The 16,272-nt window shown below is 72.1% G+C and carries 13 protein-coding genes; all 13 read right to left on the bottom strand.

From position 1 onward, the window contains the following. Nucleotides 1–26: 26 nt before the first annotated feature. The gene (locus ABZ470_RS15525) at nucleotides 27–425 is read right to left on the bottom strand and encodes a hypothetical protein (RefSeq protein ID WP_362911762.1); all 399 of its coding nucleotides are present in this window, start codon (nucleotides 423–425) and stop codon (nucleotides 27–29) included. Between the two features lie 68 nt (nucleotides 426–493). Beyond that, complete coding sequence (locus ABZ470_RS15520) at nucleotides 494–1,123, bottom strand: ATP/GTP-binding protein (RefSeq protein WP_352012018.1); 630 nt, start codon at nucleotides 1,121–1,123, stop codon at nucleotides 494–496. Further along, nucleotides 1,104–1,493: a DUF742 domain-containing protein gene (locus ABZ470_RS15515; protein ID WP_352012017.1), complete on the bottom strand. Its 390-nt coding sequence runs from the start codon at nucleotides 1,491–1,493 to the stop codon at nucleotides 1,104–1,106. The genes ABZ470_RS15520 and ABZ470_RS15515 overlap by 20 nt, the downstream gene beginning before the upstream one ends. Beyond that, the gene (locus tag ABZ470_RS15510) at nucleotides 1,490–1,918 is read right to left on the bottom strand and encodes a roadblock/LC7 domain-containing protein (protein WP_352012016.1); all 429 of its coding nucleotides are present in this window, start codon (nucleotides 1,916–1,918) and stop codon (nucleotides 1,490–1,492) included. Before ABZ470_RS15510 ends, ABZ470_RS15515 begins: the two co-directional genes overlap by 4 nt. A gap of 98 nt (nucleotides 1,919–2,016) precedes the next feature. Further along, nucleotides 2,017–4,467: a nitrate- and nitrite sensing domain-containing protein gene (locus ABZ470_RS15505; RefSeq protein WP_362911761.1), complete on the bottom strand. Its 2,451-nt coding sequence runs from the start codon at nucleotides 4,465–4,467 to the stop codon at nucleotides 2,017–2,019. 279 nt (nucleotides 4,468–4,746) lie between these two features. Beyond that, nucleotides 4,747–6,525 (bottom strand): prenyltransferase/squalene oxidase repeat-containing protein, encoded by a 1,779-nt coding sequence (locus ABZ470_RS15500; protein ID WP_362911760.1) that lies wholly within the window; start codon nucleotides 6,523–6,525, stop codon nucleotides 4,747–4,749. Beyond that, nucleotides 6,522–7,421 (bottom strand): terpene synthase family protein, encoded by a 900-nt coding sequence (locus ABZ470_RS15495; protein ID WP_362911759.1) that lies wholly within the window; start codon nucleotides 7,419–7,421, stop codon nucleotides 6,522–6,524. Before ABZ470_RS15495 ends, ABZ470_RS15500 begins: the two co-directional genes overlap by 4 nt. After that, the gene (locus tag ABZ470_RS15490) at nucleotides 7,418–8,800 is read right to left on the bottom strand and encodes a cytochrome P450 (protein WP_362911757.1); all 1,383 of its coding nucleotides are present in this window, start codon (nucleotides 8,798–8,800) and stop codon (nucleotides 7,418–7,420) included. The genes ABZ470_RS15495 and ABZ470_RS15490 overlap by 4 nt, the downstream gene beginning before the upstream one ends. 414 nt (nucleotides 8,801–9,214) lie before the next feature. Continuing rightward, nucleotides 9,215–10,192: a methylmalonyl Co-A mutase-associated GTPase MeaB gene (gene meaB / locus ABZ470_RS15485; RefSeq protein ID WP_362911755.1), complete on the bottom strand. Its 978-nt coding sequence runs from the start codon at nucleotides 10,190–10,192 to the stop codon at nucleotides 9,215–9,217. Next, a complete protein-coding gene (scpA, locus tag ABZ470_RS15480; protein WP_362911754.1) occupies nucleotides 10,176–12,356 on the bottom strand; it encodes a methylmalonyl-CoA mutase in 2,181 nt (726 codons plus the stop codon). The genes meaB and scpA overlap by 17 nt, the downstream gene beginning before the upstream one ends. Next, complete coding sequence (locus ABZ470_RS15475) at nucleotides 12,353–14,119, bottom strand: methylmalonyl-CoA mutase family protein (protein ID WP_362911753.1); 1,767 nt, start codon at nucleotides 14,117–14,119, stop codon at nucleotides 12,353–12,355. Before ABZ470_RS15475 ends, scpA begins: the two co-directional genes overlap by 4 nt. A 197-nt stretch (nucleotides 14,120–14,316) precedes the next feature. Next, a complete protein-coding gene (locus tag ABZ470_RS15470; RefSeq protein ID WP_352012008.1) occupies nucleotides 14,317–15,096 on the bottom strand; it encodes an N-acetylmuramoyl-L-alanine amidase in 780 nt (259 codons plus the stop codon). Between the two features lie 153 nt (nucleotides 15,097–15,249). Next, nucleotides 15,250–16,230 carry an S-methyl-5-thioribose-1-phosphate isomerase gene (gene mtnA, locus ABZ470_RS15465; RefSeq protein WP_362911752.1) on the bottom strand — a complete coding sequence of 327 codons (981 nt, stop codon included), beginning with the start codon at nucleotides 16,228–16,230 and terminating at the stop codon, nucleotides 15,250–15,252. Between the last annotated feature and the right edge of the window lie 42 nt (nucleotides 16,231–16,272).

Here is a 16,272-nt window from a genome sequence, read left to right as displayed (position 1 = left end):
CCGAAGGCGGCGGGACCGCCACCGGCTCAGGTGACGGTGATCTTGAAGGTCACCTGCTCCCGCCCGCCGTCCGCGCAGTCGGCGCAGGCGAGGAGGGTGATGGTGGCCGTGCCGCGATACTTGGCGTTGAACACGAAGTAGCGGGTCGCGCGCCCGTCCTCGGTCCGCCGCTCCTGACTGATGAAGGAGGCGACCCTGGCGTCCGGCAGGGCCGCGAGCCGCCAGCCCGCGGCGCCGTCGGTCACGGCGAGGGAGAAGCGCCTGCCGAGGGGGAGGCCGACCTCGACGGTCCTGCCCGCCTCCCCGCGCACGACGGTGCCGAAGTTGTAGACGGCGCCTCCGGCACCGCAGCCGGTGACCAGACCCGCCAGGCCTGTCAGCAGAACCGTCAGTACGGCCGCGACGGCCCGCGTTCGGTGAACCACGCAGGCCACACTAGCGACCGGGACCGCCGGTGCCGCACCTGGCCGTACGGCGCGCCCGGCGGGATCCCTCACTGGGAGACCGCGCCCCCGTGAAGGTCCCCTCCGACCGTCGCGCCGAGACGCGTCCGCATCGCGTGCTCGACCAGGGCGATCAGCACCTCCTTGCCCGACTCCCGCTGCCTGGCGTCGCACATCACGATCGGGATGTCCTCGTGGAGGGTGAGGCCGAGCCGTACCTCCTCCAGGTCGTAGCGGCGGGAGTCGTCGAAGCAGTTCACCGCGACGATGAAGGGCGTCTGGCGCCGCTCGAAGTAGTCGAGGGAGGGGAAGCAGTCGGCCAGCCTGCGGGTGTCGGCGATGACGACCGCGCCGAGCGCGCCGAGCGCCAGCTCGTCCCAGAGGAACCAGAACCGCTCCTGGCCGGGGGTGCCGAAGAGGTAGAGCCGGTAGGCGTCGCCGATCGTGATGCGGCCGAAGTCCATCGCGACCGTGGTCGTCCGCTTGCTCTCGACGCCGGACAGGTCGTCGATGCCGACGCCCCTGTTGGTCAGCGTCTCCTCGGTGCTCAGCGGCGCTATCTCGGAGACGGAGCCGACCAGGGTCGTCTTCCCCGCGCCGAAGCCTCCCGCGACCAGGATCTTGATCGCCCTGGGCAGCTTGATCCGGCCCGCGTCGCGGCTAGAGCGCACGGAGTCCATCGAGCACCGCCCTGTACAGCCTCTCGTCTTGCATGTCGGTCTCCGAATGCGGCTCTTGCAGGGCGATGTAACCCTGGTCGAGCAGGTCGCCCAGCAGGACACGGACCGTGCCCGCCGGAAGGTTGATGTGCGCGGCGATCTCTGCGACCGACTGCGGCTGCAGGCAGAGCCGCACGATGGCCAGGCACTCAGGATCGAGCCCGGTGTCCCGCTGCGACAGGGCCCTGACGGCCACCGCCAGTGTGACGAGGTCGAATCTGCCGCTGGCCGGTTCCGTCCTGCCGCGGGTCAGGATGTACGGCCGGACGATCGCCCCGGCATCGTCACCCACCCACTGCGTGTCGGGCAGCTCCTCGAAGGGGTCGTTCATCGTGGTACGTCGTCCTTGACCGGCTCCGCCGTTCTGGCGGGCGAGATGAGGTACTGGCCGACCCGCGCGACGAGCATGGCCATCTCGTAGGCCACCAGGCCCACGTCGGCCTCGTTCGTGCAGAGCACCGCCAGGCAGGCGCCCTGGCCCGCCGCGGTCACGATCAGGTAGGCGGAACGCATCTCGATGATGGTCTGGCGTACCGCGCCGCCGTTGACCCGGTCGCTGACGCCCTTGCCAAGGCTCTGGATCGCCGATCCTACGGCTGCCAGGTGTTCGGCGTCCGACCGGTCGAACTCCGCCGAGGTCGCCAGCAACAGACCGTCGGTGGAGAAGACGATGCCGTGTTCGGCCTCTCCGACCCGCTCGATGAGATCGTCCAGCAACCAGGCCAGGTCGGTGGAAGATCCTGTTCCCTGCACCACTCGTAGTCCTCTTTCTGCCGGTGGGCGTTCGATCGTGTGTCTCTGGCGGCCCGTCTGCACCGGATCGGCGCGGCGGAGATCCGGGACGGTCCCGGTTCTCACCCGCGGGATCCGCCCCCGTCGGCGCGGTCATCCTCCTTGTCGAGCAGCTGTGCCGCGTCCGAACGCCCCCGGCGGGTGCCGTCCTGGAAGGACGCCATGGCCGTGCGGATCATCTCCGGGGAACGCTCGTCCGGATCTTCGGTGCCCGGCCCCCGCGGCGCGGGCTCGTCCTCCTGCAGCGGTGCGGCGAGGTGCGTCTGCGGCACGCGCCGCGGCAGGCCGCCGGGCGTGTGGCTGGTGTCGGGGGGAGGCAGGACGGGGGGCAGCGCCGTACCGGGACCGCCCTCGCCCACCTGGGGCTCCTGCACTCCTCCCGGAATCCTCCTGTGGGTGGCCGGGCGCGTCTCGCGCCGCCCGGCGCCGTCCTGGCCGGTGCCCGTCAGCGGATCAGCGCCCCGGTTCCGTGGCCCCTGCGGCGGCTGAGGCCCCGCCTGGTGCCCTCCCTGGGTCGCCGCACGGGGTCCGGCGTGCGGTGCCGGCTGGGCCAGCGGCCCTCCCAGGCCTCCCACGCCGACCGTGCGGGGCTGCGGCACCGCGACGGCGGGTTCCGGCTCCCGCTCCGCCTGTTCCTTGATGAGCTCCTGGGGCAGCAGGACCACCACGGTCGTGCCGCCGTACGGCGAGGCCTTGAACGTCACCCGGATCTCGTGCCGTTCGGCCAGGCGGCTGACCACGTAGAGGCCCAGGCGGGCGTTGCCCGACAGCTTGAGCTCCGGCGGGTTCGCGATCCGCTCGTTGGCGGCGTCGATGTCCTCCTGGCTCATGCCCAGGCCCCGGTCCTCGATCTCCAGGGCGTGCCCGTGGGCCACGGAGTATCCGCTGACCTGCACCGTCGTGTAGGGCGGGGAGAAGGCGGCGGCGTTCTCCACCAGCTCGGCGACCAGGTGGATGACGTCGCCGACGGCCCGTCCGTCCAGCGCGACCTCGCCGAGCGGCAGCACGTCGACCCGGGTGTAGTCCTCGATCTCGGCCAGCGCGCCGCGGACCACGTCGATCATCGGCACCGAGTCGCGCCAGGCGCGTCCGGGGGCGGCCCCGGACAGCACCAGGAGGTTCTCGGCGTATCTCCGCATGCGGGTCGCCAGGTGGTCGAGGCGGAACAGGTCACGCAGTTCCTGCGGGTCGTCCTCCCGCCGTTCCATGATGTCCAGGACACTCAGCTGCCGGTGGACCAGCGACTGGGTACGGCGGGCGAGGTTGCGCAGGATGTCCGCGATGTCACGCCGTAGCTGCGCCTGCTCGGCCGCGACCTTGACGGCGGTGCGCTGTACGGCGTTGAAGGCCTGGCCGACGTGGCCGATCTGGTCGTTGCCGAACTCCAGCGGCGGCGCCTCCGCCGCGAGGTCGACGTCCTCGCCGTGGCCGATGCGCTCGACCACTGAGGGCAGCCGCTCGTTGGCCAGGTCCCAGGCGGCGACCCTGAGCTTGTCGAGCTGCTGGACCAGGGTTCGTGCGGTGGTGATGGACAGGACGATCGAGGCGATGACGGCCAGCAGGCCGAGTCCGCCCGCGAGCGAGAGCCGTACGATCACGCCGGTGGCGACGGGGGTGGCCCGCTGGACGACGCCGTCTCCCGCGCTCAGCACCACCTCCTGGAACCTGGCCAGCACGACCTGGGTCGAGGCGGCCCACTGCCGGGCGTCGACGGGCTCGGTGGGGGCGGGCGCGCCGCCCCGCATGAGCTGCTCCTCCATGACGCGCATGCGGGTGAAGGGCTCGCTGCCGATCAGGCTGTCGCAGATGGCCCGGTCCGCTGCGGGCAGCTCGGTGAGGGCGTCCTGGAAGAGGAAGCGCCGGGTGCCGACGGTCTGCGCGAACAGGGCGCGTTCGGCGTCGGTCAGGCGGCCCGCGGTCAGGCCGCCCGCCGCGACGGCGTCCTCCAGGGCCAGAAGGTCCCTTGCCCTGCTCAGCTCGATGACCGTCCGGGTGTCCTTGGCGATGGCGGCGTCGTCGAGCGTCGCCATGGAGTCGTAGATCCGGTAGAGGGAGTCGACGACGTCGGTGAAGACGTCGGCCGCCTTGAGCCGGTCGATGGTGCCCGCGTCGATGGCCTTGCGGCCCTGCCGCAGGCCGTCGAGTCTCTGGACGGTCTCCGTGATGCGCCGGTTGAGGGCGTCGCCGCCGAGCCACTGGACGTCGCCGCCCTGGGCGAGGGCCCTGAAGTTGGCCACCGCGTCCTCGGTGCGTCTGCGCTGGGCGCTGAGGGTCTCGCGCTGCTGGCGGGCCGAGCCCGAGGTGCCGAGGTAGATCAGGCTGAGTCTGCGCTCGTTCTGCAGCTCGACCAGCAGCTTCTCGCTCGGTTCCGCGACGCTCGCGTCGAGCCTGGCCACGCCCAGCATGTTGAAGCCCTCACGTACGGTGACCCATGCGGTGAAGGCCCACAGCGCGATAAGTGACACCAGCAGTGCCGTGACCTTGGTCCGCAAACGCGCATTGCGCAAGCGCATAGCACCCATCCCGGCAAAAGTGAGAGAAAGTCACATTATCGTTTCACGACGATAAATACGTGTGAAGGAATAGACGCCACATTGCGCCGGACGACGGCATCCGGCCATGGCACCCGGAGAACCTTAGCAATATAGCCAATTACACTCAAGGCAACATTGACCAGATGTGGGCTTCTGTCCTTTTCGCAGATCAATATTCTGCGTTGAATTCCGGTCACCGTCCGCTGTCAGGGACGCGCCGGCCGGGCCGCCCTGCCGTGACCGGTGTGCCACGGCAGGTCACGGACGGTGGCGACGCGCCAGGTGAAGGGCGCCCAGGACGGCCGCCCTGACGATCGCCGCCGGGTAGTAAAGGTCTTTGTCGTGCCAGAGAGCGGGTCTGTCCAGCGGTTCCCCGAACCCGGTCACCATGGTCAGCAGCCTGCGGTGCCCGCGCTCGACGGCCGCCGCGCGGCGCTCCTGCTCGACGGCCTCCTCCGCGGCCCCCGCTGTGGCCCCTGCTGTGGCCCCTGCTGTGGCCCCTGTCGTGGCTTCTGCTGGGGCCTCTTCCGTGGCCGGCAGGGCGGCAGGCGTCAGCAGCAGGGTCTGCAGGGCGTAGGCGGTCTCCTCCGCCGTTCCCGTCCAGCGGCCCCATGAGCCGTCCTCACGCTGGGTGTCCAGCAGCCAGCGCGTGGCGCCGCGCACCGCGTCGGCCGACTCCGCGCCGCCGTACTCGCCGAGGGCCAGGGCGCAGCAGGCGGTCGCGTAGTACGGCGAGACGTGCCAGCGGTCCAGCCAGCTGCCGTCGGGTAGCTGGCGCCCGCGCAGCCAGGCCGACAGCTTGCCCGTCGCCGCCGCGTAACGCGCGTTCCGCCCGCCGGTGCCCGCCAGCCGCAGATACTCGCCGAAGGCGTCCAGCACGTGCGCGTTGACCGTCGGCGACGCCCCCTCCTCCCCCTGCCAGGTGCAGAAGTGGGTCTCGGTCTCGTAGGCCCACAGGGCGTCGGGCTCCCGGGGCGCGCGCAGCAGCGCCAGCGTGTACAGGCCGACAGAGGTGGTGTCGGCGTCCGGCGGCAGCCCCGGGCCCGCGGCGACGCCGCCGGGGCCGATGGCGGCGGCCAGCCCGGCCGTCAGCTCCTCCGGCACGGTCACCGGGACGCCCGCGCGCCGCAGCCAGCTCAGCGTCCAGCCCCGCTCGAAGACCGTCACGGGGGCCGCGCAGGGCACCGGGCCCGCGTAGCGGTCCACGACCGCCTCCAGGTAGTGGCGCACGGGTGAGTCCTCCCCCGGGCCGCCGAGCCACGCGGCGCCCGCGGCGGGCGAGGCGCCGATCGCGGCGGCCCGCCCCTCGCGAAGGGGCGTCGGGACGACTCCCGGGGCCTTCGACGCCGCCTCCGCGGCGACCTCCAGCGCGTGCAGCATCTTCTGCGGGACCGCGGCACCCGCGGCCAGCCCGGTCCTGACCAGCGCCAGCTTCCCGCCGTTCATGCCCCGGGGAGGCGGCAGCGGCTCCCCCTCCCCCAGTGCCGCCAGGTGCCCGTTGAGGCGGGCGAGCAGGTCGGGCACGATGAGCTCGACCGCCGGCATGTCCGGCAGTTCCCGCAGGTCGTAGGGGACGCGTGGATCACCGCCCCGGCCCGCTCCCGTCTCCGTACCGGCCCAGCGGCGCAGCGCGGCCAGGCCACGCCGTACGGCTCCGCCGACCGCCGCCTCGTCCGCGAAGGGAGTCCCCGAGGCGCCGGGGACACGCCCGAGTTCGGCGGCCAGCGCCTCGACCGCGGCGAGGGTGGGCACCAGCGCGTAGCCGCCGGGGGCGCCCCAGCCGCCGTCGGGACGCTGGGCGGCGAGCAGGAACCGCACGCGTTCGGCGTGGCCCGTGAGCCAGGGGGCCAGGCTCACCAGCCGTCCCGTCTCGTAGACCGAGACGGAGACCTGGCCCCACGGCTCGGCCGTCAGGCTCGCGACCAGCTCGGCCGCGGCCGCGGCCACCCGGCTCTCCTCGCGGGGAGCGCCCGGCTCCGGCGTCGTGTTCCGGCCCCGCGGTACGGCACCGGGCACCCGCAGGTCCTCGACGGTCACAGCGCACCCCAGTAGTCGGTGACCTGGTAGAAGCCCGCGCAGAAGTCCATCTGCCGCTCCAGGTAGCCCGCGAGTTCGGGGGCCCTGTCCCGCAGCGGGGCGATCAGCTCGCGGCTGCGCGCGGCCAGTTCGACGACCCGCCGTTCGACCTCGGCGCGCTCCGGCCCGAGCAGCAGGGCGTTGAGGTCGCCCCAGACGACGTCGCGCTCGTAGGTGCCCAGGTCGTTGATGAGGCGGATCACCCGCTGCACCGATCTCGACGCCTCCGCGACCTCGTCGAGGATCTCACCGAGACCTTCGGCGGGGCTCTCGGCCGAGCCCGCGGTGTACAGCCAGTGGGCGGCGAAGGCGAAGCAGAAGCCGAGGTTGTCGGCGTTGCCGAGGTAGTCGTCGAACCCGGGGGTGACCTTGTCGGCCTTCCAGCGGGCCTCGCGCAGCATCGCCTCCAGCATCCGCCCCAGCTCCGCGCGCCAGAACGGGCCCAGCACGGGGTGGGCGGGCGAGGCGGCCAGCTCGTCGCGGATCCCGGCGAGCATCAGGGTGAGGTCGTCGCCGTCCTCCGGCGCCGCGCCGTCTGCCACCTCCAGGCAGCGCCGTACGACGCCCTCCACCTCCTCGGGGGAGGTCGCGACGTAGTCGACGAGCCAGTCGAGGCCGAAGGCCCACAGGCAGACCTTGTTGGCCATGCGCAGCTGCTCGGCGGTGAACCAGGGCCCGCTGAAGGCCATGGCCAGCGACAGGGTGCTGTAGAGGGCCGCGTCGAACGGCTTGGCGGAGAACAGGCCGGGGTAGGCCTCGGCCCACTCGCGCATGTCCCGCTGGGCCCGGCCCGCGACGGCGCAGATCGTCCCGCACTCCGCGGCCTCGGGCCGGGGTGCGGCGTCCGTGCGGGTCACGCCGCCGCGCCGGGGGCGTGCCTGAGCGGGAGAAGGTTCATCATCACTCTCTCCCTGGGTCTGAGCGAGGCCGCGGGGAAGGGGGTGTACGGCCCCGCCGCGACCTGGAGGCGGAAGCGGCTCAGCACGGCGGCCACGATGAGGGGCGCCTCGACGTGGAACAGGTGCTTGCCCAGGCACTGGTGCGGCCCGCCGCCGAAGGGGAAGTAGGAGTAGCGGTGCGCGCCGTCCCGCGCGCCGGGCGCGAAGCGCTCCGGGTCGAAGTCGAGCGGACGCTCCCAGAACTCGTCGAGCCGGTGGGTGGCGTAGGGGCTGATCAGCACCTGGGCGCCCGCCTTGATCCGCGTCCCGCCCAGCTCGGCGGTCCTGGCGGCCATCCTGGGGAAGATCCAGCCGGCCGGGTACAGGCGCAGCAGTTCCTGCAGGACCATGCCGGTGTAGCGCAGCTCGGGCAGGTGCTCCGGCGTCACGGGGCCGGCGCCGACGACCCGGTCGATCTCCTCCTGGAGCCTGGCCGCGACGTGCGGGTGGGCCTCCAGCAGCGGCCACAGCCAGGTCAGGGTCATGGCCGTCGACTCCGAGGCCGCGCCGTAGACGCTGACGAGGTTGTCGCGGATCTGCTGGTCGTCGAGCGGCGCGCCGCCGTCCTCCTGGCCGACCCGGCAGAGCGCGGAGATGACGTCGTGGCCGTCGCCGTGTTCGGCCCGCGCCTGGCGGATCACCGGGAACACCACGTCGTCCACCGTCTTGACGGCCCTCATGAAGGCCCGGTCGCCGGGGACCCGTACCGAGTAGGGCATGAACGGCATGAGCAGCCGGAAGTTGATCGAGGTCGCGGCCGTGTCGTAGGCGGGGGCCAGGAGCTCGCCCTCCTCGGGGGTGATCCGGTCGCCGAACAGCACCCGGATCACGGCCCTGTTCACGATCCTGGACATCTCCTCCATGATGTCGACGGGCCGTCCCGACGTGACGTACGCGTCGAGGCGGGAGACACAGCCGGTGATCACCTTCGCCATCTCCCCGGCGAGCGTGGCGATGTAGCGTCTGGTGAAGAGGGGCTGCAGGACCTTCCTGCTCGACTCCCAGGGCTCGTCCTCGCCCAGGACGCTGGCACCGGTCATGCGGCGCAGGGGGCGCCAGAACATGCCGTCGCGGCGGTAGCCGGTCCACTCGGCTCTCAGCACCCGCTGGACGTGGTCGGGATGGGTGACCAGATAGGGGCGGAAGAGCCCGAGGTCAAGCCGGACGACCTCGCCCTTCGCCCGTCTGCCCATCTCGGCCAGGGCGTTCACCGGGTCCCTCATCAGCCCGGGAAGGGCACGGTGAACGGGGACGGTCCTGCTCCGCCGGAATGTTCCCGCGGTCGCGTCGATCGACATTGCTACGCTCTCCCACCTCGCCTGACGCGAACACACGCAGCGTGACCGCCGCCCGCGGCGATGCCGGGGCGGTCGAACGCAATCAGGGACCGCGGCCACTCCGGTGTGACCCGTCCCACACGGGAAACAGTCAGGGCCGGTCGACCGGCGGCCCCTCTGTGTCCTTCCCGCGCCTCACCATGCGCCTTCTCACGCTCACATGACTAAAGGGCTTTAATACGCCTTTCACAACCCTTTGGGCGAAGTATCACATGATTGGCAGTGGGCGATCAAGGTCGCAGCCAAATAATCGTTTTACCATAACTGTAATGAATCAGTTTCTTAAGCAAGGATTCATGTAATGTGGGCAGAATTCGCAAATCAGTTCCCACCTGTGGTCGCTCAGCGTGACCGGGATCACATGACCTCGCGCGGTCACGCGGGCCGGTGCCCGAAGGCGTCCAGGATGCGGTCGGCGGCCAGGGACGGCGTCAGCTCCCCCGTCTGCACCAGCCGCTCGACCTCCGGGGCGATCGCGGCCACCTCCGGATGCCCGCGGAGCCCGGCCAGCAGGCGTTCGGTCACCAGCGCCCAGGTCCAGCCGACCTGCTGCGCGCGGCGGCGGGCGGACAGCTCGCCCGAGACCTCCATGGCCTCCTGGTGCGCCACGACCTGACGCCACAGCTCCTCCATCCCCGCGCCTTCGAGCCCGCTGCAGGTCAGCACGGGCACCGTGCGCTCGGAGCGCAACAGCCGCAGCGCCCCGGCCAGCTCCCTGGCCGCCCTCCTGGCGTCCTGTTCGTGCGGCCCGTCGGCCTTGTTGACCGCGATCACGTCCGCCAGCTCCAGCACGCCCTTCTTGATGCCCTGGAGCTGGTCGCCGGTCCTGGCCAGCGCGAGCAGCAGGAAGGTGTCCACCATGTCGGCGACCGCGGTCTCCGACTGGCCGACCCCCACCGTCTCGACGAGTACGACGTCGTAGCCCGCCGCCTCGACCACGACCATCGCCTCACGGGTCGCCTTGGCCACCCCGCCGAGCGTGCCCGAGGTCGGGGACGGGCGGATGAAGGCGGCCGGGTCGGCCGCCAGTCTGGACATCCTGGTCTTGTCGCCCAGGATGCTGCCGCCGGTCCTGGTCGACGACGGATCGACGGCGAGCACCGCGACCCGGTGTCCCCTCCCGGTCAGGAGGGTGCCGAGCGTGTCGACGAAGGTGGACTTGCCCACGCCGGGCACCCCGGTCACCCCGACCCGGCGGGCCCTGCCCGCCAGCGGGGCCAGCTCGACCAGCAGCCGCTGGGCCATGGCCCGGTGGTCGGGCCTGCTCGACTCGACCAGCGTGATCGCCCTGGCGATCCAGACCCGGGAGCCCTCCTTGACCCCCCGGGCGTAGTCCTCAACCGTCCTGGACATGGCCGAGCCGGGTACGCAGTTCGGCCAGCAGCTCCCCGGCGGCCCCGGCGATCACGGTCCCGGGCGGGAAGATCGCCGAGGCCCCCGCGGCGCGCAGCGCCTCGAAGTCTCCCGGTGGGATCACCCCGCCGACCACGATCATGACGTCCTCCGCGCCCAGCTCGGCCAGCGCCGCCCGCAGCGCGGGCACCAGCGTCAGGTGCCCGGCGGCCAGCGAGGAGACCCCGACCACGTGGACGTCGGCCTCGACCGCCTGGCGGGCGACCTCCTCGGGCGTCTGGAACAGCGGGCCGACGTCCACGTCGAACCCGAGGTCGGCGAAGGCCGTCGCGATCACCTTCTGCCCCCGGTCGTGGCCGTCCTGGCCCATCTTGGCGACCAGGATGCGGGGGCGGCGCCCCTCAAGCCGCTCGAACTCGGCGCAGGCCGTACGGACCTCGTCCACTCCCGGACCCACCTCCTGCCGGTAGACACCGGAGATCGTGCGGATCTGGCCCGCGTGCCTGCCGAAGACCTTCTCCAGCGCGTCGGAGATCTCCCCGACCGTCGCCATGGCCCGCGCCGCCTCGATGGACAGCGCCAGCAGGTTGCCGTCCCCGGCCGCGCCCTTGGTCAGCGCCTCAAGGGCCCGTTCGACCCGCGCCGGGTCGCGCTCCTGGCGCAGCCTGCGGAGTTTGCCGAGCTGCTGGGCGCGCACCGCGCTGTTGTCGACCTTGAGGACCTCGATGGGCTCCTCGGCGTCGGGCCGGTACTTGTTGACGCCGATCACCGGCTGGCGCCCGGAGTCGATACGGGCCTGGGTCCGGGCCGCGGCCTCCTCGATGCGCAGCTTGGGCAGGCCCTGGTCGATCGCCCTGGCCATGCCGCCCGCCGCCTCGACCTCCTGGATGTGCCCCCAGGCCCTGAACGCCAGCTCGTGGGTGAGCCGCTCGACGTAGTAGGAGCCGCCCCACGGGTCGATCACCCGGCAGGTGCCCGACTCCTGCTGCAGCAGCAGCTGGGTGTTGCGGGCGATCCTCGCGGAGAAGTCGGTCGGCAGCGCCAGCGCCTCGTCCAGGGCGTTGGTGTGCAGCGACTGGGTGTGCCCCTGGGTCGCGGCCATCGCCTCGACGCAGGTTCGCACCACGTTGTTGAAGACGTCCTGGGCGGTCAGCGACCAGCCGGAGGTCTGCGAGTGGGTCCGCAGCGACAGCGACCTGGGGTTCTCCGCGCCGAACCCGGAGACCAGGCGCGCCCACAGCAGCCGGGCGGCGCGGAGCTTGGCGACCTCCATGAAGAAGTTCATGCCGATGCACCAGAAGAACGACAGGCGGGGCGCGAACCTGTCGACGTCGAGCCCGGCCGCGGTGCCCGCCCTGAGGTACTCGACGCCGTCGGCCAGGGTGTAGGCCAGCTCCAGGTCGCACGTGGCCCCGGCCTCCTGGATGTGGTACCCGGAGATCGAGATGGAGTTGAACTTCGGCATCCGCTCGCTGGTGTAGGAGAAGATGTCGGAGATGATCCGCATCGACGGAGCGGGCGGATAGATGTAGGTGTTGCGGACCATGAACTCCTTGAGGATGTCGTTCTGGATGGTCCCGGCCAGCTGCTCCGGCGCCACCCCCTGCTCCTCGGCGGCCACGATGTAGAGCGCGAGCACCGGGAGCACCGCGCCGTTCATGGTCATCGACACGCTCATCCGGTCGAGGGGGATGCCGTCGAACAGCTGCCGCATGTCGTAGATGGAGTCGATGGCGACCCCCGCCATGCCCACGTCCCCGGCCACCCTCGGATGGTCGGAGTCGTAGCCCCGGTGGGTGGCCAGGTCGAAGGCGACCGACAGTCCCTTCTGCCCGGCCGCCAGGTTGCGGCGGTAGAAGGCGTTGGACTCCTCGGCCGTGGAGAACCCGGCGTACTGCCTGACGGTCCACGGCTGGTTGACGTACATGGTCGGGTACGGCCCGCGCAGGTACGGCACCGCCCCCGGGTAGGTCTCCAGGAAGCCGAGCCCGTCGAGGTCGTCGGCCGTGTACAGCGGCTTGACGTCGATGCCCTCCGGCGTCCGCCACGTCAGCTCGTCCGGGTTCTGACCGGTCGCCCGCCGTACGGCCCGCGCCCAGCCCTCCCGGTCGGGGGGCGCCGCGGGCTCTCCGGTCAGCCCGATTCCGGAGAAGTCGGGAATCAACGAGCCACCTCCAGGTCGTCGAAGATCGTGCGGAGCACGCCGAGCGCGTCGCACCCGGCGTGGACGGTGGCGTCCACGCCCACGTGGTCCCCCCTGCCCGCCAGCCACACCTTCACCGCCCCGGCCTCGCGCAGCGCGGCGGCCACGGCCTCGGCGTGCTCGCCGTACAGCCGGTCGCTTGAGCACAGGCAGGCGATCCTGGCGCCGCTCGCGGCGAAGGCCGCGGCGATCGCGGCCGGATCGACCGTGCCTCCCGGCGGCACGGGGGCGGTGAGGGCCGCGACGCCCCCGGCGTTGAACAGGTTGGCCGCGAAGGAGGCCCTGGCGGTGTGCGCGGCGACCGGGCCGATGACGGCCAGGAACACCGCGGGCCTGACCTCCTGGGCGTCCGCCAGGTCGCGCAGCGCCTCGAACTCCTGGGCGTAACGGACACCGGCCCGGGGACGCGGTCTGGGCGGCCTGCTCAGCGGGCGCTCACCGAGGTCGGGGAACTCGCTCACCCCGGTGATCGGGTCGCGGCGGTGCGCGATGTTGCCGGAGCGCTCACGCCAGGTGGCGGCGATCCGGCCGGAGACGAGCCCCGACTCCACGGCCGCGGCCATGCCCCCGGCGCGTTCGATCTCCTGGAACCACTCCCAGGCCTTGCCCGCCAGGTCCTCGGTGAGCCGCTCGACGTACCACGACCCGCCCGCGGGGTCCGTCACCCTGGCCGTCCCCGCCTCCTCGACGAGCAGCGCGTGGGTGTTGCGGGCGATCCTTCGGGCGAAGGCGTCGGGCAGCCCCAGGCAGGCATCGAACGGCTGCACGGTCACCGCGTCCGCTCCGCCCGCCCCGGCCGCGAAGCAGGCCAGTGTGGTGCGGAGCATGTTCACCCAGGGGTCGCGGGCCGTCATCATCGCCGAGCCGGTCACCGCGTGCTGGCGCTGCCCCGCGTTCTCCCCTGCCCCGCACACCTCGGCGACGCGCGCCCAGACCCGGCGCGCGGCGCGGAGCTTGGCGATGGTGAGGAACTGGTCGGCGGTCGCCGCGTAGCGGAACTCCAGCTGACCGAACGCCTCCTCGACCGGCAGTCCCGCGCCGGTCAGCGTCCGCAGGGCCGCCACCCCCGCCGCCGTCGCGCAGCCGAGCTCCTCGGCGTCGCTTGCCCCCATGTCGTGGTACGGCGTGCCGTCGACCACGACCGCGCGCAGCCCGGGGAAGTCGGCCGCGCAGCGCCGGGCCAGTTCGGCCGCGGTCGCGGGGTCGCGGACCGGGTCGGCCCCCAGGTTCCCGGTCAGGCCGCCCCGGGCGACGCCGCGCCGTTCGGCCAGCGCGAACAGTGTCCCGGCCGCCTCCGCGGTGCGTTCCCCGGCGTCCAGGACGATCGGGACCAGGTCCAGGTAGATCTCCTCGCCGAGGACACGCGGCAGGTCCTCCGGCTCCAGCGTGAGCCACAGTGAGGTGACGCCGTTCTCCAGATCGGCCAGGACCGCCTCCCTGTCGGCCACCTCGTGGCGCTGCCTGACGTCCCAGCCCCCCACAGGGCGGGCCCCTCTGACGTACGGCGCCGCACCGGGCAGGCCCGGGTCGCCGGGCAGGTCGGAGGAGTCGTAGAGCGGCGCGATGGTCACGCCGTCGTAGGTGGTGGAGGACAGCGCCTCCTCCGGTGAGTCCGTCTCGATCCCGGACTTGCGCAGGACGCCGAGCGCGAGCTCACGCCACCGCTCCCGCGTGGTCGGCGGGAAACCGTCGGCCGTTCGAAGTTCCTCAGGCGGCACCGTCATGAACCGGATAGTAAGCCCACCCGCCAAACCGCCTTCCCTCCCCCCGGTCCCGAACGGCGGGCTCCCGCTCACGGCCGAGGCGTACGGTCTCGCCGGCCTGGGATTACCCGGGGTCACACGAGGAAAGGCCCCGCCCTTCCGGCGGAGGGGCCGGGAGGGCGGGGCCTTCTGGTGGGCCGGATGCCCGCCAGGGCGGATCAGGTGACCGGGGCCTTCCAGGTGGCGTCCCAGGTCGCGCGGTCGACGGCGCCGGTGACCGGCAGGCTCTTCTCCGTCTGGAAGGCGCGGCACACCTCACGGGAGCGCTCGCCGTACAGGCCGTCGACGTCGATGTCCCAGCCTCGGGCCTTCATCTTGGCCTGCCAGGTGCGCACGTCCTCCCCCTCCAGGAGGGGCGGGTACTTCAGGACGCGGCCGGGGAAGGCGGGCGGGGACGGCTCCTGGGGCTCGCCGGGGGTCTGGCCGCCGCCGGGGCGGGGGGCGCCCCTCCTGACCCAGGCGTACAGCGCGTCTCCCGGGCAGTCGGTCGAGTAGCCGTCGCGGTGGCCCTTGATCTCTCTGCCGGCGCCGCCCTTGAGGCGCAGGTAGTCGACGGCGTCGAGGATGGCGTTCAGGGTGTCGTCGGTCGGCTGGACCAGACCGGCGTTGCCGACCAGGCCGAGCACGGCGTAGTGGGCGCTGTTGAGACCGGCGCCGTTGGCCGCGGGCAGGTGACCGGGGCCACGGCCCTCGAACACCTTGCGGTGCGGGCAGGCGATCATCGAGTAGCCGATGTCGATCCAGCCGTTGCCGTCCATGTGGAAGTTCTGGATCGACCTGACCATCGCGACGCACTTGGCGTGGTCGTCGACGATGCCCGGGCTCACCTGGCCGCCGGTGTAGTGGACCTTGACTCCTTTGGTCGAGGTGAGCCTGCCGTAGGAACCGCGCGGCTCCCGGGCACCCCACTCTCGACGGGTAACAAGATCGATGGCCACGAGGGTTCTCCACGGTTTGGGTACAGGGGGTTAATCGGAGCGTAGTCGTTGACGCTTCGCCTGATCCCGTGGTTTACGAACTGATCTCCTGAAGAAACGGGACTCTGGCGACCGATCACCCTCGCCTACCCATAGAAAGCCCCCCAAACCCATTCAGGGTCGTTCTCCCAGGTCAGGGCGGATGACCCTGCGCTCGGTGACGATGGCCGTGACCAGATCGTGCGGGGTGACGTCGAAGGCCGGGTTGGCCGCGCGGGCCCCCGCGGGCGCGAGCCGTGTCCCGCGCACGCCGAGCACCTCGTCCTGGTCGCGTTCCTCGATCTCGATCCCGGCGCCGGTCGGGGTGGCGGGGTCGACGGTGCTCTCCGGGGCGACGACGACGAACGGCACACCCGCCCGGCGGGCTCCCAGGGCCAGGGCGTACGAGCCGACCTTGTTCGCCGTGTCGCCGTCCGCGGCGATCCGGTCGGCACCGATGAGCACCGCGTCCGCGTACCCCCTGGCCAGCAGGAACGGTCCCGCCGAGTCGGCGATCAGCCGGTACGGCGCGCCCATCCGGTCCAGCTCCCAGGCCGTCAGCCTGGCGCCCTGCAGCAGCGGCCTGGTCTCCATGGCCAGCGCCTCGGCCAGCCGTCCCCGCTCGTGCAGGGTCTGCACGACGCCGAGGGCGGTGCCGCGCTCGACCGCGGCCAGGCCTCCGGTGTTGCAGACGGTCATGATCCGCACCCGGTCACGCCCGGTGAGCTCGCGCACCAGGTCGGCGCCCCGCTCCCCCATCGCGCGGCAGGCCGCGATGTCGTCGTCCCTGATCCGCAGGGCGTGGGCGAGGACCGCCTCGAAGCCGCCGTCCAGATGGCCGAGCGCGGCGTCGACGGCCCAGGCGAGGTTGACCGCGGTCGGCCTGGCCGCGCGCAGCCTGGCCGCGACCGCCACGGGGTCGGGTTCGTCGCGTACGGCGAGCGCCACCCCGAGCGCCCCGGCGACCCCCAGCGCGGGCGCGCCCCGTACGGCCAGCCGCCGGATGGCCCCGATGAGCTCGTCCACCGTGCCGATCCTGAGCATGTCGCACCTGTCGGGAAGCGCCGTCTGGTCCACGAGTTCGATGGCGTCGTCCACCCAGTCGATCGTCCGCATGTCTCAAAATATGCCTATATCAGGCGGGCATCGCTAGCCTTG

The organism is Streptosporangium sp. NPDC020072 (assembly GCF_040631445.1).
GTDB lineage: Bacteria > Actinomycetota > Actinomycetes > Streptosporangiales > Streptosporangiaceae > Streptosporangium.
The sequence above is the reverse complement of the archived record's forward strand: the minus strand, read 5'-3'. Positions and strand labels throughout refer to the sequence as shown.

What these genes read in the sequence shown, in the direction of transcription:
- ABZ470_RS15520 (WP_352012018.1), bottom strand. Translation starts at nt 1,123, where the DNA reads ATGGACTCCGTGCGCTCTAGCCGCGACGCGGGCCGGATCAAGCTGCCC.
- ABZ470_RS15515 (WP_352012017.1), bottom strand. Translation starts at nt 1,493, where the DNA reads ATGAACGACCCCTTCGAGGAGCTGCCCGACACGCAGTGGGTGGGTGAC.
- ABZ470_RS15505 (WP_362911761.1), bottom strand. Translation starts at nt 4,467, where the DNA reads ATGCGCTTGCGCAATGCGCGTTTGCGGACCAAGGTCACGGCACTGCTG.
- ABZ470_RS15490 (WP_362911757.1), bottom strand. Translation starts at nt 8,800, where the DNA reads ATGTCGATCGACGCGACCGCGGGAACATTCCGGCGGAGCAGGACCGTC.
- meaB (WP_362911755.1), bottom strand. Translation starts at nt 10,192, where the DNA reads ATGTCCAGGACGGTTGAGGACTACGCCCGGGGGGTCAAGGAGGGCTCC.
- ABZ470_RS15475 (WP_362911753.1), bottom strand. Translation starts at nt 14,119, where the DNA reads ATGACGGTGCCGCCTGAGGAACTTCGAACGGCCGACGGTTTCCCGCCG.
- mtnA (WP_362911752.1), bottom strand. Translation starts at nt 16,230, where the DNA reads ATGCGGACGATCGACTGGGTGGACGACGCCATCGAACTCGTGGACCAG.